Raw genomic sequence first — 21,217 nt, 5'->3', positions numbered from 1 at the left:
AAATCCTTGGGGGAGAAACTTTAAATGTCTTTTACGGAATGGTCGCAGGTGGCTTCTTGCATATTTCAACAACAATATTTTTTGAAAGCAGTCCTGACCATAGGTTCCATTTTAATAAAGTATTGGTAAGTATACTGGCATTTGGACTGGCTATATCGTTGGAAATGCTCCTGTAAGATTTTAATTGCGATTTTGGGTAATTTTATATTCTTTTATTTTGTTTTAAAACCAAATATAGAAAGGCGATGGTATAACTTGCTAATATGATATACTTTCGCTAATTTAATATATCAACCCAAAATCATCCCCAATGGAAAAGCCTGTTTGTCCTAAATGCGAAAGTCACAAAGTAGTGAAAAGTGGTGTTTTAGGAGGTAGACAAAGGTTTAAATGTAAATCTTGCGGTTACCACTTTACTGTCAATAAACTCGGAAAGTCAATCGATAAATACTATGTAGTAAAGGCTTTACAGCTCTATATTGAGGGGATCTCTTATCGGGAAATCGAAAGAATATTGGGAGTTAGCCATGTTTCAGTCATGAATTGGGTTAAGCAATACAAAATAAAGGCCCCTGAAAATTACGATTACCGACCTACCTATAGGGTTCTGAACCATACAGAATTGGTGAAGTTTATGGCTCAGAAAGAGAATTTAACCGATACAGGTATGCTGATTACGGAATTGGGTGATAAGTTTATGATCATTAAGTGGGAAAGGTTTAAAAACCGATAGTACCAAATATTATTCTTTAAGCTATAAAAAATTAACGAGTATATATGCTCACTTTTTCTTTTGTGGGGTAAGTTTTCAAATTGGGTCCCACTTGCTAGGAGATTGATTCTCATATAAGTAAAACAACAGACCCAAAATCCAATGCTTGCCAAAACGAAGTTGACGCTTCCTATCATTCTTTTCCTTCTGGTGCAATTTTATGCATCAGGACAGGATACACTGGCCATCTTTGCCACTGCCAAGGATGAAATGATGGTTGATCATTCTTACAAACCCTTAACTCTCAATCTTTCAGACGATGGTTCAAAATATATCAGGTTTCTGGTATGGAATCAAATGTGGGCCAGAGTAAATCAGAATAACCCAGGAACATTAGACGTGAGTGGAAGCCCGTCTCAAAGAACTTCCGATATTGGGATACGAAGAGCACGTTTTTTAGCTTATGCTCAAGTATCACCCAGATTTTTGATTTTGACACATTGGGGGATCAACAATCAAACTTTTACAAATGGAGGTGTACCCGGTGGCGGAGCGACAGGAAATCCCGGCCAACTACCGGTAAATGTGAATCCTGAGACAGGATTAGGATCTGCATCGGGGATGTCTGCCAAAAAACCACAGCTGTTTTTCCATGATATATGGACTGAATTTAAAGTGACTGAGTCCATCTACCTAGGTACTGGATTACACTATTGGAATGGTATTTCAAGAATGAGTAGTCATAGCACACTATCTTTCATGACAATAGATGCTCCTATTTTTAATTGGCCCCTGATTGAACTAACAGACCAATTTGCCAGACAGTTTGGCTTTTATGCAAAAGGTCAGTTTGCCAAATGGGATTATCGCTTGTCTTTAAACAAGCCATTTGCCATTGGAGCCGGGGGAACCTTCGATGAAAACAGGCAAGTACCTGTTGCCGCCAATATTGTCAATGACAATTGGGCTACTCAAGGCTACATTGCCTATCAGTTTTTGGAAACTGAAAATAACAAACTTCCATTCTTTGTAGGTTCTTACCTAGGTACTAAAAAGGTCTTCAATATAGGTGCCGGATGGCACCATCACCCTAAAGCAACCTCTTCAATAGCTGAAAGTGGCAACACCGATTTCCATGATATTACTTTAATTGGCTTGGATGCATTCTTGGATTTACCCCTTAACCCTGCTTCAGGTACTGCTCTTACCGCCTATGCGGTGTATTATAATTATGACTTTGGCCTAAACTATATCAGGAATGTAGGAATCATGAATGTGGGATTTGGTCCAGGAAGCAGTCAGAACGGAACAGGTAATGCACAACCCACCATCGGAACGGGAAATATTTTCTATTCCCAAACAGGACTGCTTTTACCAAAAAGTATTCTCGAAGACAAAGGAAGATTACAACCATTTGGTGCATTTACTTACAAAAGATTCGAATATTTTGACACAGGAAATATGCAATATGACCTAGGTATCAATTATTATATCAATGGACATCAGGCCAAAATTACAGCACAATATAGCACCAGGCCGATATATGAAAACTTCAGAAGATCCGGTTCTGCTGGAGAATTTATCTTACAAACCCATCTCTTTCTATAATTAAAATAACCCAAAAAAATGACCTCACACAAAGAAAAAATGAAAGCCTATTGGAAACGCAATCTCAGGACGCTGCTAATTTTACTCAGTATCTGGTTTGTAGTTTCATTCGGATTCGGCATCCTGCTGGTAGACCAGCTCAATCAATTCAGAATAGGTGGATTCCAGCTTGGTTTCTGGTTTGCACAACAAGGTTCAATTTACACATTTGTCGTTTTGATATTTGTATATGTGTATCGTATGAATCAGCTGGATAAGGAATTTGACGTCAACGAACAATAAGCGATAAGACTATGGAAATTTTAACCTGGACATACATACTGGTTGGCGCATCTTTCGCCTTATATATCGGTATTGCTATTTATACAAGAGCTGGTTCGACAAAGGAATTCTACACAGCTGGAGGCGGCGTCTCTCCACTGGCCAATGGTATGGCTACAGCAGCTGACTGGATGTCTGCCGCATCCTTTATTTCAATGGCAGGGATTATTGCCTTTTCTGGCTATGATGGTTCTGTCTACTTGATGGGCTGGACTGGAGGATACGTACTTCTCGCACTTTTGCTTGCGCCTTATTTGAGGAAATTCGGAAAATTCACTGTTCCTGACTTTGTTGGAGACCGCTATTATTCCAACAAAGCAAGAGTGGTTGCTGTAATCTGCGCGCTATTTATTTCCTTCACTTATGTGGCAGGACAGATGAGGGGCGTGGGGATTGTATTTTCCCGATACTTGGAAGTAGATATTGAATGGGGTGTAGTCATCGGGATGTGTATTGTATTCTTCTATGCAGTCTTGGGTGGAATGAAAGGAATTACCTATACACAGGTAGCCCAATATTGTGTACTCATTTTCGCTTATATGGTCCCAGCGATCTTTATCTCTATGCAACTCACAGGCAATCCTATTCCACAGCTTGGACTTGGAGATACTGTGTCTGATGGCACATACCTTTTGGACAAGTTGGATGGTGTTCTTTCAGAACTTGGTTTTGCGGCTTACACAAGCGGCTTGAAAGGGAAAGCAGATATTTTTGCAATCACCTTAGCTTTGATGGTAGGTACAGCAGGATTACCACACGTAATTGTGAGATTTTTCACTGTACCAAGGGTAAAAGATGCAAGATTATCTGCTGGTTACGCCCTGATTTTCATTTCTATTCTTTACACCACTGCACCGGCCATAGCAGCCTTTGGTATATACAATGCCATAGATACCGTGGCAGGTCAGCCTGTAAATGAACTTCCAGAATGGGTGGCAAATTGGCAAAAAACCAACCTCATTTCCATTCAGGATAAAAATTCAGATGGAATTGTACAATACACACCTTATAACGATACCAATGAAATGCATATTGATAAGGATATTATGGTTCTGGCCAGTCCTGAAATTGCTAAACTTCCAAACTGGGTGATTGGTCTGGTAGCAGCGGGAGGTATGGCAGCTGCACTTTCAACAGCTGCAGGTTTACTTTTGGTAATATCCACTTCAGTATCAAGAGACCTTTTCCGAACATTCAAACCGGACATGACTGAAAAAAGAGAACTTGCTATTGCCCGGATTTCCGCAGCTGGAGCTGTGGTCTTAGCTGGATATTTTGGGATCAATCCTCCGGGATTTGTTGCAGAGGTGGTTGCATTTGCATTTGGTTTGGCAGCAGCTTCTTTTTTCCCTGTTATCATTATGGGTATTTTCTCCAAAAGAATGAATAAGGAGGGTGCAATTGCCGGGATGATTTCAGGTTTGCTGTTTACTATGGCCTATATTGTGTATTTCAAATTTATATCCCCTGAAATGAATACGGTCGAAAACTGGTGGTTTGGTATTTCACCAGAGGGAATTGGTTCGATAGGTATGGTAGTCAATTTTGTGGTATGCTATACTGTTTCCAAAGCTACTCCTGAACCGCCGATTGAGATACAGGATATGATTGAAGAAATCAGAATCCCTCGTGGAGCCGGGAAAGCTCATGACCACTGATTGAAATAAGTAAAACCTCAGGGAGACTCCGGCTATATATTAGTTGGGGTTTCCCTTTTTTACCAAAATCTAATCCAGTAAATTAAGAATAGCAAAGTAACTGCAATGAAGGAATCATTGAAAAGCCAATACTTACTCACACTGTTTTTTGCCGGGATATTTTTACTCAATTATCCTGTGATGGCATTGTATAATAAAAACATTAAGCTAATGGGTATCCCGTCACTTTACCTTTTTGTTTTTTTATTCTGGCTTTTGATTATCATGCTAACTTACCTGATCATTCAAAATACAAAAAGTAAAAAAGATGATTGAAAGTGGGCTGATCATATCGTTCACTTTTGGATACCTCGCTTTACTTTTCGGAATAGCCTGGTTTTCTGAAAAATCCGCTGAAAAAGGCCGGAGCCTTGCTTCAAACCCATATATATACTCACTTTCCCTGGCTGTATATTGTACTGCTTGGACTTATTATGGTTCCGTAGGGCGAGCTGCCACCAATGGCCTGGAGTTCTTAACGATATACATAGGTCCAAGTCTTGTTGCACCACTTTGGTGGATTGTGATGCGTAAAATCATCCGTATCAGCAAAGTTCAAAGAATATCTTCTATTGCCGATTTTATCTCTAGCAGGTATGGTAAAAACATTACATTAGGCGGAATAGTAACAATTTTTTGTCTTCTGGGTATCCTGCCTTATACCAGTATTCAAGTAAAAGCTATTGCAAACTCTTTTGCTACCCTTCAAAATTCAGGAACAACTGTAGGGAGTTTGGCGTCCATCCCGATTTATATTGACACTGCTTTTTATCTTTCAATTGGTCTGGCAGTTTTTACGGTTTTATTTGGGACCCGTAAGGTCGAGGCTACGGCCCAACATGAAGGAATGGTAATGGCAGTGGCTTTCGAGTCAATATTCAAATTAGTAGCGTTCTTGGCGGTTGGGGTCTTTGTCACCTACTTTATATATGATGGTTTTGGTGACATATTCTTACAGGCAGAATTACGGGACTTTGACCATTTATTTGTTTTTTCTGGAGAAAATAGTGGCTCAGAGTGGTTTTGGTTAAGCATGCTCTCCATGATGGCTATTCTATTTCTGCCAAGACAGTTCCAAATGGGAGTGATAGAGAACACCGATGAAAAGCACTTGGATAAAGCTATGTGGCTTTTCCCGCTTTACCTTCTATTAATCAATATTTTTGTTATTCCCATTGCATTAGGTGGATTGGTACATTTTGATTCAGGAATTGTTGATGCAGACACCTTTGTGCTTGCATTACCGATCGCCTACGACCAAGGTTGGCTTGCATTATTGGTGTTTTTGGGAGGGTTTTCTGCAGCTACAAGTATGATTATCGTCTCTACCATTGCATTGAGTAATATGCTCAGCAATAACCTTGTGATGCCTATCATTCTTTCCAATAATCGCCTTAGGGAAAAATATCAACATCAACTGGGAACACTGGTACTTTGGATTAGAAGAATAAGTATTTTCAGTATTATCCTGGCAGCTTATTTCTATTATAGAGAGGTTTCAGGCTATTTTTCATTGGTTTCGATTGGCTTGATATCTTTTGTGGCAATAGCTCAATTTACCCCAGCCATTATCGGAGGTATTTATTGGAAAAAAGGAGCTACTCCAGGTGCCTTGGCAGGTATCATAGCCGGATTTTTCATTTGGTTTTTCACCTTAGTCATACCTACCATGGTTACAGCGGGTTTCCTGCCACAATCTTTGATGGATGAAGGGTTATTTGGCTGGAGTGCCCTCAGGCCATATCATTTATTGGGAATGGAGGGTATGGGGTATGTGAGTCATGCTCTTTTCTTTAGTCTTTCAGTGAATTTGAGCCTATATGTTCTACTTTCACTTTATGCAACGCAAACATCCAAAGAACATAATCAAGCAGTGGTATTTGTAGACATTTTCAAATATAGCACAACCATGGACAGCTCTATTATTTGGAAAGGGCAAGCATACCTCCCTGATTTGAGATCTCTTTTGGATAATTTTTTGGGAAAAGAAAAAGCTGCTTTGGCCTTGCAGGATTTTACCCTTAGGACGGGGAGAGAACTTGGTGTGAAAAACTTTGCAGACCCCGAACTTGTAATTTATTCAGAAAGGGTACTTTCTGGAATCATAGGTGCAGCCTCAGCCCGTATCCTAGTGGGTTCTGTTGTTAAAGAAGAAGAAATCAGTATGGAGGAAGTTTTGAATATTCTTAGGGAGACCCAAGAATTGAAAGGCTTAAATATGGAACTCAAAAAGAAGAGTAAGGCGCTAAAAAAAGCAACTAATGAACTTCAGGAGATGAACGAAACGCTAAGGCTCAATGACATGCACAAAGATGAGTTTATATCTACTGTCACCCATGAAATGAAAACACCTCTTACTTCCATAAGGGCTTTCTCTGAAATCCTTATGGATGAAGACTTACCTCCTGAAGACCAAAACAGGTTCTTGGATATTATCATACAGGAAACAGAGCGTATGAGCAGGTTGATAGATCAGGTATTGGATCTTGAAAAATTTGACTCTGGGAGGCAAAATTTGAACTTAGAAAAATGCGACACTAGGATTCTGATCCTTGAAGCATCGGAAAGTATGATTCAGGTTTTTAAGGAAAAGGATTTGAAATTTGACCTTGACCTGCAATTTGAAGAACTTTATATGTACGTGGATGAGGATAGGATCAAACAGGTAATTCTTAATCTGCTGTCAAACGCGTCTAAGTTTGCCAAAAGTAAAGTAATGCTTAAATCGTTTATTAATTCTGGACGATGGACAGTACAGGTATGGGATGATGGCAAAGGAGTACCAGAAGAGGATATCGGCTTTATTTTCGATAAATTTTTCCAAGCTAAAAACCAAACCAGTAAAAAACCGGTCGGAAGTGGCCTTGGTTTGGCGATTTCCAAAAAAATAATTGAATACCATAATGGGGAAATTGGAGTAAGCAAGGGTGGAGATCTCACTTGTTTTCAGTTTTCAATTCCCGCAGAATCTTCAGAACATTTGAACAAAAACTATATAAGTACTAATGAACAAAATATTGATCGTAGATGATGAGCCAAATATCTTGCTCTCTTTGGAATTCCTGTTTAAAAAAGAGGGGTACAAAGTCTTTATTGCACGGGACGGTGAAGAGGCCATGGGTATCATCGAAGAAAATATCCCCGAACTTGTGATTTTGGACATCATGATGCCGAAGGTAGACGGATATGAGGTCTGCCAATACCTCAGGCAGTACCATGAAAAGGTCAAAATTATTTTCATTTCGGCAAAAAGTAAACAGCAGGAAATCGAAAAAGGACTATCTATGGGCGCAGACCTATATGTAACGAAACCATTTTCGACAAAAGATCTGGTGGGAAAAGTCAAAAATTTATTGAATTAACAAAAAGAAAACCTATAAATAACTAAAAAATGAGTGATAGAATACATACCCTCAGCGGCTATTTTCATGAATATCAAAAATCGGTTACAGAACCTGAAAATTTCTGGGCCAGAATAGCAGATTCCTTCCATTGGCAAAAGAGATGGGATAAGGTTCTGGAATGGGATTTTGAAGGTCCTAATGTAAAGTGGTTTGTCAATGGCAAACTGAATATTACCGAAAGCATTTTTGAAAAAAACCTTTTTACACATGGTGATAGGACTGCCATTATTTGGGAACCAAATGATCCTAGTGAAGAAAATCGAAAAATTACATACAAAGAATTGTACGAAGATGTCTGTCAGTTTGCCAATGTGCTCAAGTCCAAAGGAATTGGAAAAGGAGATCGGGTGATTATTTATATGCCTATGATTCCTGAAGCGGCTGTGGCTATGCTTGCCTGTGCTAGAATTGGCGCCATTCATTCCGTAGTTTTTGCCGGATTTTCTGCATCTGCCTTGGCGGATAGGGTCATTGACTGTGAGGCGAAGGCTATTCTTACTTCTGATGGAAATTTCAGAGGGAATAAAAAGATCGCAGTTAAATCATTGGTGGATGAAGCATTGGAAAAATCATCTGTAGAAACGGTGATCGTCTGTAAAAGAACCGGGCAGGAAGTAAGTATGAAGGAGGGTAGAGACCATTGGTGGCATGACTGCATTGAAGGCGTTTCCAAAGAAAACAAGGCTGAAGTGGTAGACAGTGAAGATCCTTTGTTTATCCTTTATACTTCTGGCTCCACAGGCAAGCCAAAAGGTGTGGTACATAGCACAGGAGGCTACATGGTATACACAAAGTACTCATTTGAAAATGTCTTCCAATACTCTTCTGGTGATGTATATTGGTGTACTGCAGACATAGGCTGGATTACTGGTCACTCATATATTGTATATGGACCACTCTTGGCTGGTGCCACTACCTTGATGTATGAAGGGGTTCCAACCTACCCTGATGCAGGTAGGTTCTGGGCAGTGGTGGAAAAATATAAAGTCAACCAGTTTTATACCGCGCCGACGGCTATACGTGCTCTTCAGGCACATGGTACAGAGCCCATAGAACCTTATAATCTTGACTCTCTCAAAGTACTCGGTTCAGTGGGAGAGCCCATCAATGAAGAAGCTTGGAGATGGTACTATACGCACATAGGCCAATCCCGATGTCCAATAGTAGATACTTGGTGGCAAACCGAAACTGGAGGAATTATGGTGTCACCTATTGCTGGTATCACACCCACCAAGCCCGCTTATGCTACGCTTCCCCTTCCCGGAATTCAATTATGTATTGTAAATCCGGAAGGCAAAGAACTGACTGGAAATTCTGTAGAAGGCAACTTATGTATCAAATTCCCTTGGCCATCCATGATTCGAACTACTTGGGGCGATCATGAACGATGTAAGCAGACTTATTTTGCCACCTATAAGGGTATGTATTTTACTGGTGATGGAGTCAAAAGAGATCATGACGGTTATTACAGAATATTGGGTAGGGTAGATGATGTGATCAATGTTTCTGGTCATAGACTGGGTACAGCTGAGGTCGAAAATGCCATCAATGAGCACCCGCTTGTAATTGAATCAGCGGTAGTGGGCTACCCTCATGAAGTCAAAGGTCAGGGGATTTATGCCTACGTGATTTGCGACATGACCAATAGAACAGAAGAAAACCTGGTCAACGAAATAAAGGACACTGTGAGTAAAATCATAGGACCCATCGCCAAGCCGGATAAGATTCAGGTGGTAACAGGTTTACCCAAAACGCGATCTGGAAAAATCATGAGACGTATCCTGAGAAAAGTGGCAGAAGGTGTAACAGAAAACCTGGGTGATACTTCCACTTTGTTAGATCCAGAAGTGGTCAGAGAGATCATTGATGGTAGAAAATAAGAAAAAATGTGCGGTTTGGGAGTTTTCCTGAACCGTACTTTTTTTAAGTAATACAGTTTAGCAATCAAATAGCCACATGTCAAATGTCATAGTCAATCGGGTCAAAGAATTCCTCAAGCAATTCCCACCATTTTCATTTATCGATGAAAAATCACTTGAAGCAGTAGCTCGTGAGGTCGAGGTAAAATACTATGAAAAGGATGAAGTGCTTTTTACCAAAGGTGAAGAGGCTCAGGATTGCTTTTTTGTATTGAAAGAAGGCTCGGTTAAGTTATTTGATGTTAAAAATGAGCAAGAGAATATCATTGAAATATGTGATGAAGGTGATGTTTTTGGAGTATTGGCGCTTTTAGGTAAGCGTCCTTACATCCTCAATGCAAAGGCCCAGGAAGACAGTTTGGTTTATGCTATCCCGGTTTTGACCTTTGAACAACTGCTTCAACAGAATAGCCGGGTCAGTTTGTACTTTGCCGCAGGCTTTGCCTCGGGACAGGTAGTGGTCAGAAATGACCTTTCAGATTCACAAAAAGCAAGGTCAATCTTTAGCCAAGCTTCTGAAGATAAGGGCTTGTTGATTTTTACAGGAAATTCAGATTTTAATTACTCCAAGGAGGTGTTGACTTGTAGCCTTGACAGTACGATCCAACAGGCAGCCAGAATGATGGGTGAAAAAGGAGTAGGTTCCATCATTATTGTTAATGAACAAAACCATCCTTTGGGTATCATTACCGATAAAGATATCCGAAACCGGTTCGTGGTAAAGGCTTTACCTTTTCACACTCCTGTCAGCCACCTGATGAGTACTCCTGTACTCACGAAAAGTCAAAGCTCAGATTTTTCGGACCTATACCTGACCATGGTCAAGAGCAGACTTCATCACTTAATATTCACAGAAGACGGCAGCCCTGACAGTCCGGTGACAGGAATTCTATCTGATCATGACCTTTTGCTGTCTCAGGGAAACAGTCCGGCTGTACTGATCAAGGCCTTGATGAATACAGACGAGGTAAAAGAAATGGCAAAAATCCGCAACAGAGCAGAACAGCTCCTTCGATATTACCTCGAAAATGAAGTTTCAATGGATTTTGTGGCGAATATCATTTCAGAGATCAATGACATCATCATACAAAAAGCCCTCAAACTAGCTGAACTCAAACTTCAGGCGGAATTTCCGGAAGCTAAAAAGGTAAAATACTGCTTTGTCTCCTTGGGCAGTGAGGGCAGGGAAGAACAGCTCCTGAGAACGGACTTGGATAATGCCATTATTTTTGAAAATGTACCTGAGACGGCGCTTGAAGAAACTCAAAAATATTTTCTAGAGTTGGGAGAATTGGTAGTGGAAATTTTGCTGAGCTGTGGATTTCAACCGTGTCCTGCCAAAATGATGGCTAATAATCCAAAATGGTGTCAACCCCTTGCTGAGTGGAAACAGTACTTTTCAGAGTGGATACTTACACCGACTCAGGATTCCTTATTGAAGGCCACAATATTTTTTGACTTCAGGGCTATTTATGGACAAAAGCAGTTGGCCAATGCTCTTACTGAACATATTTATCAAGAAATCTCCACAAAAAATATCTTCTTGAACTTCCTGGCAAAAAATGCATTACTTAATCCACCGCCTTTGGGTTTTTTCAGGAATTTTATACTCGAAAAATCCGGAGAACAGAGAGATAAGTTTGATATCAAACTTCGCGCTATGATGCCCTTGGCAGATATTGCCCGGTTGTTGGTTTTAAGCCATAAGATCGTTGGTGTAAACAATACTTTTAAGCGGTTCGAAAAACTAGCGGAACTGGAACCAAATTATGGCGAATTGATGCTTGAAGCTGGAAAGGCCTATGAAATTCTGATGCGTATGCGTGCAATTGAAGGAATCAAAAATCAAAGCTCAGGCAGGTATATAAGTCCTGAGGACCTGGGAAAGTTGCAACGGCAACTCTTAAAAAACACATTTTACCCCATTGATGAGTTGCAAAAAATCATCAAAGTCAGGTATCAGTTAGATTATTTTGGGAATTGATATGGGCTTGCTAGATTTTCTCTTTCGGAAAAAGATTAAAGCTGACTTTGTCAGTAGCTATGAGGAAAAATGCAAACAGAGCATTCCCTCGCAACGTCCAATTGATCAACTCACCTTTATTGTTTTAGACACCGAGACTACGGGACTAAACCCTGAAAAGGATAAAATTGTCTCATTTGGAGCTGTTAAAATACATCATGGGAAAATTTTGGTCAAAAATAGCAGGGAGTTCTATTTTGAAACTTCAGAAAACAAAAATGAAGCTTTAAAAGTCCACGAGGTGCTGTACCCAAAAGACCCAGTCAGAATGGAGGCTTTTGCGAAAGATCTTTTATCCTTTCTTGAACATCATATCATTGTAGGTCATCATATCGGATTTGATTTGAAGGTGTTGGAAAATTCTCTTTCGTCTTTCGGATTGAAAAAATTCTTAAATCCGGTATTGGATACTCAATACCTTGCAGTGAGACTGGAAAAAGGCTACCACTACGATATCAGTACTGGTAAGCCAGGAGAATATAGTCTGGATAGTCTTTGCGAAAGGTATAAGATACCGCTGAATGATAGGCATACTGCCGCTGGAGATTCTTTTTTGACAGCACAGCTTTTATTGAAGTTATTGAAAAAAGCAGAAAAAATTGGTATTGGGGATTTTAAGAGTCTGATGAGATAATATCCCATTATCAACTTGTATCCATAAATGTCCCCTAGAAGCGGATAATCATATTAAAAAAACATCAATTCATTGATTTCAGCTTTTCCTTAAGCCTTTCTATATGCTTCCATTTTACAGGCTCCCTATGCTGTTTGCAGAAATCAGTATGATAGTGATGAGCACTCAAAAATTTGATCTGAATTTCCAACCATTCTTGAACAGAAAAATCTGGATTTTCATGTTTGAGTTCCCTATATAGCCTTTCGCTACCCAAATCAAAAAGATCAGTCCCTAGGTACTCTAAGTCCGCATCAGCTACAATTTCTTCTAAAATATTTTGGGGATTCTGTGGAATTTTCGTGGCCATGACCATACCGCAAACCCGCTCAATGTCTTCAGCATTTATTCCAAGTCCAGGGAATTCATTTTTGATAATTTTACATCCTAGAGCTTCGTGTTCGTCTTTTCGAATCAAAAAGCCCGCATCATGATACAAGGCAGCTAATTTGACCAGTTCAAGATCATTTCCATTTACTTTTTCATGGCGGGCGATTTCAATGGCCCTGTTGAGTACATAATGAGTATGCTGTGCATTATGATAGGTAAGATATGCGGGCAATTCATGCTGTAGACGATGAAGAAACTGTGCTTTCAAATTTTCGAAATCCACCATATCTTAGTGTTGACCACTTTTCTTTTTGATTAATCCTCCTTTAACTTCCTTGATACTTTGCACGTAAAAAAACGCCTTGGGATCAATTTCCGTAACAGCCTCTTTGATTCTGTGAATTTCCAGTCGCGTGACAATGGTCATGATAACATCCACATCAGATTTGACATCAAATGATCCGGGAAGGTACCCCCTTTCTCCCTTATAGATAGAGATTGCTTTTCCAAATTCGTTGACAATCAATTCTTTGATTTGATCATGGTCCTTGGAGATGATTGTCACAGCTGTGTATTCCTCAAACCCATTCACCACATAATCTGCAGTTTTCATTGCCGTAAAATATACGAGTATAGAGTACATTCCAGTTTCAATACCAAAACTGTAAGCAGCCCCCAAAATAATTAAAGTGTTGAGGGCAAGAATGATTTCACCCGAAGTAAAGCCGGATTTTTTTTGGGTATAATACCCAATGACTTCCAAGCCATCTATTACTCCTCCACCCCTAATCACAAAACCGATTCCCATTCCAATGAAAAAGCCTCCAAAAACTGCAATAAGCACCTTATCTTCTGTTACTGGAGGGATTTCTATAAAATACATCCCCAGAGCAAGAAGTAGGATTGCAATTAAGGCTTTAAGACTAAATGTCTGACCAATCTTACTGTAGCCGATAATCAGAAAGGGAAGGTTAAAAACTATCAGGAGCCAACTGATATGGATATCAGAAAAGCCTCTTACAAGGATAGATATCCCTGTTACTCCTCCGTCCAGAAAATTGTTGGGGACCATAAATCCTTGTAAACCAATTACAGCAAATAGAACACCTAAAACATTGTAAATGAAAGATTTGAGAGAAAAAAGTGATTTCCAATTTATCTTTTTTGAAAGGGCCATCTGCTGGTTTTTCTGATTAATTTAGGAGATATTTATGTAATATTAACAATTTAAATTTATTCCAAAACTTCATAAGCCAGTAAAGGGCTTTGCTTATTTTTTAATTTCAGCATCCCAACCTCCTTACACTGAAACGAATCTTTTACCAACTCATAACATTTATCAGACATCAATATCTGATTTTTATTTGCTGAGGCCTGTAGCCGTGCTGCCACGTTTACAGTATCTCCTATTACAGTATAATCAAGCCTTTTCAGTGTTTTGGAACCGATGTTTCCCCATACCATATCACCGGTATTTATTCCTATAGACACTTCCGGAATGTAATCTTTAGAATTGTCTGTGATGCCACTTTTTTTGATCTCGTTCCTAATAGAAAGACAGGTATCTATTGCCCTATCTAAGTGATATTCTCCCCTAAAAGTAGCCATTACCGCATCACCCATAAATTTATCCACTACACCGCCTTCTTTGATGATTTCCTTTACCATAATGTCAAAATATGCATTGAGTAAATTAACTACTACATCGGCGGGCTCATTTTCACTTATTGAGGTGAAGCCACATATATCGATAAAACAAACAGTTCCTTCATATATTTCATTTTCACCTAGGGCCCTTTCAATCTCTTTACCACCCATAAAATTCAGGACCGTCTCATCTACATACATTTTCAGGATATTATTTTCTTTGACCGCTTTTATGGTTTCCCGGAGTTGATATACATGCCGAATGGTCTTTTCAATTGTAATTTCTAGGTCAGCAAAATTGACCGGCTTGGTTACAAAATCAAATGCCCCTCGGTTCATAGCTGTTCGGATATTGTCCATGTCTCCATATGCAGAAACGATGACAGATTTGAGTAGGGAATTTTGTTCACTGATTTTGCTGAGTAATGTCAAACCGTCCATTTCTGGCATATTGATATCACTTAAGACCATATCAATGTCTTTGTGCTCCAGAAGTTGTTCCAGCGCATGTCTTCCGTTTATGGCAAAAACAAACTCATACTCATTTTGCCTGATTTTTTGACGGAATTTTTGTTTGATCAACACTTCTAAATCTTCTTCGTCATCTACCACCAGTATCTTGGCCATTGTTCTCTTATTTATGGATTGATCAACTTATTGATTTCCTTTTTTAAGGATTCAAAATCTATAGGCTTTGTAAAAAACTCTTTTGCTCCGGATTCTTTGGCTTTTTCATAATTCTCATCATCACCATATGCTGAAATCATACTCACGTTGATGTTTGGGAATTTTGTTTTGATATTTTCTAACAACTCCAGGCCCGTCATACCAGGCATATTGATATCTGAGAATACATAAACAAATTTAGGCGGATTGTCAGAACTCAAAATATCCAAGGCTTCAGCACCCGAAAAAGCAAACTCCATACTAATCTCTCCCTTCCTGATTTCTTTTCTGAATTTTTGCCTGAAAAGTACTTCTACATCCTTTTCATCATCTACAATTAAAATTTTCATTTTTCCGGTGATTAGTGAATCTACTTATTTCAAAGATAACAGTTGAAACATACCCATAGTTGAGAAAAGTACTGTTCAGGATTTCCAAAATCTTTCTTTATCAGGCAAGTCAGAAAGGAAATCTCTGGTTTGCTCATAGCCTTTTTTGACTACTTTTTCCCACTTACTGTCATCCAATAGGGAGACTGCCCTCAAGTTCAATTCAAAATAAAGAGAAACTTTTGACTTTGTGATTTCTTCTTTCTGCCGACTGTTCAAAGTCATGGAATTAACCAAGACAGAGGTAAGAGCAGGATTATCATATTTTTTATTTTTCCCAAAAGCATCTTTCAATTTATCCCATTTTTTAGAAAAATTCTCAGAACCTAAATCTTCAGGATCAGAACCATTCAGCGAAATTGCAATAATGTGCTTGATAGGATACCTATACATAGGGTCTACAGGTAGGTTATCTGAAACCCCGCCATCCACATAGACCTGATCTTCTATGATTACTGGTGGGAAAATTCCTGGGAGAGCAAAGCTTGCCTGGACTTGTTCCCATATCTTGCCTTTATTGTGTACCCGGACTTCTGAGTTGGATATATTGGTGGATACACAGTACGAATTGATCCAAAGATCTTCCAAATCTGCTTCTCCAAACAATTTTTGGATAAAATCCTCTGCTCCTGATTTCGCTTTATTAGAGAAAATATTGAGAAAAAAGTCATTGACGCCCTCTTCTCGGGCAGCAGACTGCTTACAGATTTGGTCAATATTGTCAAAGTCAAAATCAGAAAATGTCATGGCAATTCCATATATAGCCCCGGCACTTGTACCTCCTACGAAGTCCACTTCCAAGCCTGATTTGAGTAAGGCCTTCACTGCACCTACGTGTGCATATCCTTTTGTGCCTCCGCCACCCAACACCAATCCTACAGCCTTATTGGTAAGCATACGACTGAGTCTTCTAATGTCTTTTTCGTGGTTTTTTCTTATATGCAAGTGAAGATTGACTGGTCTTTCTTTTAGCCAATCCTGAGTACCGTAGGGTCTTTCAGTTTCTTCTGGATGTAGTAATAGAAGAAAGGTTTTCTTATTCAGAATATGTCCCTCATAAAGCCCATGATCTTTTTCTACCGCATGCAACTCCTTACTTGACCCAAAATCAGAGATAACCAACACCAAATCTGCATAAAGTAGGCAATGTTTAGTCCATTCTTGATCTTGACCGCTACAATACATCAAATTGGTTCCTTTGTGTGCTTCGAGAGTTTCGAAAAGGCTTGATGTTTCTGTATCTTCTTTACGGTGGATTTTAGTGGCCAAAAAATCCTTTTCTAATTGATCCTTTACTGAATTAATAAAATCAGATATGTCTTGTTCTGGTTGAAGGTGGATGAGTGCAATGTTTTTTGGCGCCGCTTCTACATGCTGTTGTAAGACGTTTCTCCTCAACCTATTGATTACAAACCTGGTCAAAGCTGCTGCAAAATCCGGACTTTTGGATACGATTGTTCTATATTGGCTTTGATTCATCTGCAAAACAGCAGACTTCCTGACAGCAATTACAGATGCCATTCTAGGTTCATTGGTAAAAAGTGCGATTTCACCCACAGGCTCACCCTCTGCAATGTCCCCTAAAATCACAGCATTTCCATCTTTTTCCTGAATAGCCCTTAACCTTCCTGAAAGCACAATAAAAAGCTCATTTTGTGCTTCCCCTTGCTTGAATAGGTAGTCTCCAGTTTCAATCGATTGGATGGTTCCAGTATCAAAAATTTCCTTAAGAATACCCTCTTCTACCTCCCCAAAAAGATTTTTTAAGAGATCCTGAATATATGGGTCAAAATTGAATTGATTTTCCATAGTGCATTTTTTCTTAATTTAAGCTGATTTTTTTTAAATAGGTAGCGTAATTGTAAAAATGGTACCTTCTCCCTCTTGACTTTCTACCTTTAAATCCCCTCCATGCGCTTTGACGATGTCATAACTCAGGGATAATCCAAGACCCGTTCCTTGTCCTGTTGGTTTTGTAGTAAAGAAGGGTTGGAAAATTTTTTCTCTAATATGCGCTGGAACTCCCTGTCCATTGTCAGATACTGTTATTTCAATATGCCGTTCGAGTTTCTTTGTGCTAATTTTAACTTCCGGCTTGTATGATGAATCATCACTTTCTTTCGTTTTCTTGTCCGCGCAGGCATAAAAAGCATTGTTGAACAAGTTAAGTAGTACTCTTCCTATATCTTGAGAGACGATATTTAATTTAGGAAGACCTTTATCAAAATCCGCAATAAAATTTGCATTGAATGATTTGTCTTTTGCCCTTAAGCCATGATAAGATAATCTAAGGAATTCGTCTGCTAAAGCATTGATGTCTGTAAGTTCTCTTTCACTTTGGTTGTTGCGACTATGCTGCAACATTCCCTTGACAATACTATCCGCTCTTTTACCATGGTGATTGATTTTTTGAAGGTTAATTTTTAGGTCAGTAAAAATCACCTTAACCTCATCAAGGTCTCCTTTATTCAATTCTTCCTCGATCTCTTCTACAAGCTCTGAACTGACTTCAGAAAAGTTATTGACAAAATTGAGAGGGTTTTGTATTTCGTGAGCAATTCCTGCTGTTAGTTCACCCAAAGAAGCCATCTTTTCCGCGTGAATGAGTTGGGTTTGGGTAGCTTTGAGTTCTGAAAGCGTTTTTTCTAATTCATCTTTTTTCTTTACCAAAGCTTCAGTGCGCTCTGCTACGTCTTTTTCTAACTGTGCTTTGATCTTTCTTGTGATTTCATACTCCCGCTCTTTTTCTATAGCCACCAACCTTTCAGCCTCGAGAATCCTTTTCTGCTTCCTGTAAGTGAAGTACATGACAATAGCCCATATAAAAGCGAAGAAGCCAGCTACATCAAAAACTTTATCCCAGGTTTCGTAAGCTTTTGGAAAAATGTTTTCCATTAGATCTCCTAAAATCGATATGCCAATCAAAGGAATCACTGCAAAAAATAATGGTTTTGTATTCTGGAACTCTTTGAAGTTCAAGACCACATAAGCTACTCCCGAGATCAATAAAACGCTCAGAATACTAGTAAACCATGAAGAAATGATATTTGCGCTACCTAAAACCAATAAAGCAATGGCAGCAAGCATGGCTATTTTGATGTACTTTTTCCATTGCTGAGATACATTTGCCGATTTCGCATTCCTGTGGAGGTAATACAACAGGACAATGGTAATGATGTTTTCTAAGCCCATTCTGAAACCTGTAAATAACGCTAAACTGATTTAATCTGGTTAAGTAACTAAAATATGATGAGTTATTCTAGTTTTATCTAAAATCATTTTAACTCAATACTCTAAAATTCCATAGATAATTTTGAAAAAGAAAGTATTCTGCCTAGAACTGGAATTATATGAGTTACTCATAAAACAATTTGCATTATCACAGCGAAGATTTTTGTAAGATGTAACTTACAATATTTGTAATCCGTAATTGAGTTTCCATTAAGCACAAAGGGATGGAGTTTCATCCATTGACAACCAAAAAACTGGGGTTCAGCAAATCTTCTTTGTTATATACCAATTCATCCTCAGAATCCAACATAAAGACTTTACCTCCTGCAGCATTTACTATGGCATGTGCTGCTGCTGTATCCCATTCCATAGTTGGAGCCAGCCTTGGATAAAGCTCGGCCTTTCCTTCCGCAATCAACAACAGCTTTAAGGATGATCCCATGCTGACCATTTCAGCATTTGGGTATTTTTCAATCACTTTTTTGGTATCTTCATTGAGGTGAGACCTGCTTGCTACAATACATCTAACCTGGCTCTCTTTACTCACATTGATTGGTACAGTATCTCCATTACCTTCGCATTTCCAAGCGCCATCATTGATTCTCCCCCAATATAGCCAATCCAAGACAGGGGCATAAACTACCCCCAAAATAGCCTTCCCCTTATGTATCAACGCTATATTGACTGTGAATTCCCCATTCCCTTTGATAAACTCCTTGGTTCCATCCAATGGATCAACGAGCCAATAGTAGTCCCATGCCTTGCGGGTAAGGTAAGGGAATACCTGCCCTTCTTCAGATAAAATAGGAATCCCAAATGGTTTAAGCCCTGTTACAATTACTTTATGTGCAGCTTTATCTGCTAAAGTCAAGGGTGAATTGTCGGCTTTTTTTTCTAAGCCTATAGTATCTTTTTTATAAAACTGAAGTATGGCTTTCCCGGCATCAACAGCCGTTTTTTTCAATGCCTCCAAGTTGGGCTCAAACACACGCATCCTTATATTTTGAATTAGAATTTCCAATTACACAAGCTAATCAGTATTTTCAAAAGATTTTCAATGAAATAACCCCAGCTAAATTATATGTAATCATGAAACAGACATTTTTGCTCGTATTGATATTTTGGCTTGTTTCTCCAATCATGGCTCAAAATAAAATTGAAGATATACACCAGGTCTTTAATGATGCGAAAGATGAAGACTTTTCCGGTGTTCTACTACTTGCACAGCAGGGCGGGGCCTTTTTTGAAGAATCAGCAGGGTTTAGGCATTTTGAAGAAAATACAACATTGCAGTCTACAGATGTGTTTGAGCTAGCTTCTGTTTCCAAACAGTTTACTGCCATGATGGTGATGATGTGTCAAGAAAAGGGAATGCTCAAATACGATGACTTGGTGGATGATTACCTGGACATTCCTTATTCTGCGCTTACCATCAGGCATTTGCTGACACATACTTCGGGGCTACCGGATTACCAGGAAATCATGGACAAATACTGGGACAAGAGTAAAGTTGCTGATAATGACGCTATATTGGAATACCTGAATGAATATAGGCCACCCATGCTTTTTCAACCTGGGGAGCGATATGAGTACAGCAATACGGCATATGTATTTTTGGCGAGTATCGTGGAAAAAGTAAGCGGCGAAGATTTCATTGTGCTTTCCAGGAAATGGATTTTTGAGCCTTTAGAAATGGGAGATACGGACATTAGGACTTTGGATGAAAAAGCAGAAGTTGAAAATTTTGCTGCCGGCCACCTTAAAAATGAAGAGGGAAACTATGTCAATGCCAATACTTTTCATGAATCAGACTACACTGTTTGGTTAGGAAATAGAAAAGGTCCCGGCAGGGTAAGCAGCACAGCTCAGGACCTGTTGAAATGGGACCAAGTCCTGTATACCGAAATGCTAGTTTCTAGAGAAACCTTGGAAGAAGCTTTTAGGCCTATGAAGCTTAATGATGGATCAGATAGCCATTACGGTTTTGGATGGGATATTTCTGTGGATGAAGATGCAGGAAAAATAGTATCCCATGACGGTGACAATCCAGGATACAGAACTAAAATCATCCGCTTGATTGACCAGCAAAAGACCCTCATTCTGCTCAACAACAATGCCCACCCCTTTAAGGATGAGCTTTTGGAGAAAGCTTTGGATTTATTGAAAAAATGGTAGCTAAAAAAAGCCTCACGAAATACCTCACGCATAACTTGTCCCGAGAATCGGGAGGCGCTAAGGAGCAAAGAACGATTATCTCCCGCTGATATCGCAGAATTTCGCAGATAGGACTTGGTAAGATGATGTCTTGGAATTCAAGAATAAAGCAGGCTTTACCTTGTCATTTCGAGATTTTAAAATTTGGTATTTACAGATCATAAAATGACAAAAGGGTTCACGCAGCGGGCGCAGCGATCGCCGCGAGAAATAGCTATTTGTCATTGGTAGAGTAACGAGAAATTTGTTTTTGGATTCACGAAAAATGAATATTTCTGTTATTGAATTTTCTTTGTGTGCTTTGTGCCTCTGTGGTTATTAATTTTCACCACAAAGGTATTATGTTTGAAAAATAGGCATAAGCTAAATTTCATATATTAAAG

The 21,217-nt window shown here is 39.2% G+C and carries 17 protein-coding genes; 10 read left to right on the top strand and 7 right to left on the bottom strand.

The annotated features are described in order from the left end of the window. Positions 1–310: 310 nt before the first annotated feature. From EA341_RS06730 to EA341_RS06690, 9 genes are all read left to right on the top strand, one after another. Entirely contained in the window at positions 311–733 is a 423-nt protein-coding gene (locus tag EA341_RS06730; protein ID WP_293012481.1) for a helix-turn-helix domain-containing protein, read from the top strand. A gap of 141 nt (positions 734–874) precedes the next feature. After that, positions 875–2,320, top strand: coding sequence for a porin (locus EA341_RS06725; RefSeq protein ID WP_293012480.1), 1,446 nt, complete (start codon positions 875–877; stop codon positions 2,318–2,320). Positions 2,321–2,338: 18 nt separating this feature from the next. Further along, on the top strand, positions 2,339–2,602 hold the full coding sequence (locus EA341_RS06720) for a DUF4212 domain-containing protein (RefSeq protein ID WP_293012479.1): 264 nt from the start codon (positions 2,339–2,341) through the stop codon (positions 2,600–2,602). A gap of 11 nt (positions 2,603–2,613) precedes the next feature. Then, positions 2,614–4,299 (top strand): sodium:solute symporter family protein, encoded by a 1,686-nt coding sequence (locus tag EA341_RS06715; protein WP_293012478.1) that lies wholly within the window; start codon positions 2,614–2,616, stop codon positions 4,297–4,299. Between the two features lie 307 nt (positions 4,300–4,606). Next, positions 4,607–7,369, top strand: a complete 2,763-nt coding sequence (locus tag EA341_RS06710) for a sensor histidine kinase (RefSeq protein ID WP_293012476.1) — start codon at positions 4,607–4,609, stop codon at positions 7,367–7,369. Next, positions 7,344–7,700, top strand: coding sequence for a response regulator (locus EA341_RS06705; RefSeq protein WP_293012474.1), 357 nt, complete (start codon positions 7,344–7,346; stop codon positions 7,698–7,700). Before EA341_RS06710 ends, EA341_RS06705 begins: the two co-directional genes overlap by 26 nt. Before the next feature lie 29 nt (positions 7,701–7,729). Beyond that, positions 7,730–9,622, top strand: coding sequence for an acetate--CoA ligase (acs, locus tag EA341_RS06700; protein WP_293012473.1), 1,893 nt, complete (start codon positions 7,730–7,732; stop codon positions 9,620–9,622). Positions 9,623–9,698: 76 nt separating this feature from the next. Beyond that, complete coding sequence (locus tag EA341_RS06695) at positions 9,699–11,645, top strand: DUF294 nucleotidyltransferase-like domain-containing protein (protein ID WP_293012471.1); 1,947 nt, start codon at positions 9,699–9,701, stop codon at positions 11,643–11,645. A gap of 1 nt (position 11,646) precedes the next feature. Then, positions 11,647–12,318: a PolC-type DNA polymerase III gene (locus EA341_RS06690; protein ID WP_293012470.1), complete on the top strand. Its 672-nt coding sequence runs from the start codon at positions 11,647–11,649 to the stop codon at positions 12,316–12,318. Between the two features lie 64 nt (positions 12,319–12,382). On the opposite strand, the gene EA341_RS06685 is transcribed toward EA341_RS06690, so the two are convergent. The 7 genes from EA341_RS06685 to cysQ form a co-directional block, all read right to left on the bottom strand. Next, entirely contained in the window at positions 12,383–12,973 is a 591-nt protein-coding gene (locus EA341_RS06685) for an HD domain-containing protein (RefSeq protein ID WP_293012468.1), read from the bottom strand. Positions 12,974–12,976: 3 nt separating this feature from the next. Beyond that, positions 12,977–13,864, bottom strand: a complete 888-nt coding sequence (locus EA341_RS06680) for a YitT family protein (RefSeq protein WP_293012466.1) — start codon at positions 13,862–13,864, stop codon at positions 12,977–12,979. A 56-nt stretch (positions 13,865–13,920) separates the two neighbouring features. Next, complete coding sequence (locus EA341_RS06675; protein WP_293012465.1) at positions 13,921–14,961, bottom strand: adenylate/guanylate cyclase domain-containing protein; 1,041 nt, start codon at positions 14,959–14,961, stop codon at positions 13,921–13,923. An 11-nt stretch (positions 14,962–14,972) separates the two neighbouring features. Then, positions 14,973–15,350 carry a response regulator gene (locus EA341_RS06670; protein ID WP_293012463.1) on the bottom strand — a complete coding sequence of 126 codons (378 nt, stop codon included), beginning with the start codon at positions 15,348–15,350 and terminating at the stop codon, positions 14,973–14,975. Between the two features lie 75 nt (positions 15,351–15,425). Continuing rightward, positions 15,426–17,198, bottom strand: a complete 1,773-nt coding sequence (locus EA341_RS06665) for a patatin-like phospholipase family protein (RefSeq protein WP_293012461.1) — start codon at positions 17,196–17,198, stop codon at positions 15,426–15,428. Between the two features lie 33 nt (positions 17,199–17,231). Further along, positions 17,232–18,581: an ATP-binding protein gene (locus EA341_RS06660; protein ID WP_293012460.1), complete on the bottom strand. Its 1,350-nt coding sequence runs from the start codon at positions 18,579–18,581 to the stop codon at positions 17,232–17,234. A 271-nt stretch (positions 18,582–18,852) separates the two neighbouring features. Next, complete coding sequence (gene cysQ, locus EA341_RS06655; RefSeq protein WP_367127015.1) at positions 18,853–19,641, bottom strand: 3'(2'),5'-bisphosphate nucleotidase CysQ; 789 nt, start codon at positions 19,639–19,641, stop codon at positions 18,853–18,855. A 68-nt stretch (positions 19,642–19,709) separates the two neighbouring features. Between cysQ and EA341_RS06650 the strand changes: the two genes are divergently transcribed. Then, on the top strand, positions 19,710–20,795 hold the full coding sequence (locus tag EA341_RS06650; RefSeq protein WP_293012459.1) for a serine hydrolase: 1,086 nt from the start codon (positions 19,710–19,712) through the stop codon (positions 20,793–20,795). Positions 20,796–21,217: the final 422 nt, after the last annotated feature.

It is taken from the genome of Mongoliibacter sp., assembly GCF_007692705.1.
In the GTDB taxonomy this organism is placed as follows: Bacteria; Bacteroidota; Bacteroidia; order Cytophagales; family Cyclobacteriaceae; genus Mongoliibacter.
The sequence above is the reverse complement of the archived record's forward strand: the minus strand, read 5'-3'. Positions and strand labels throughout refer to the sequence as shown.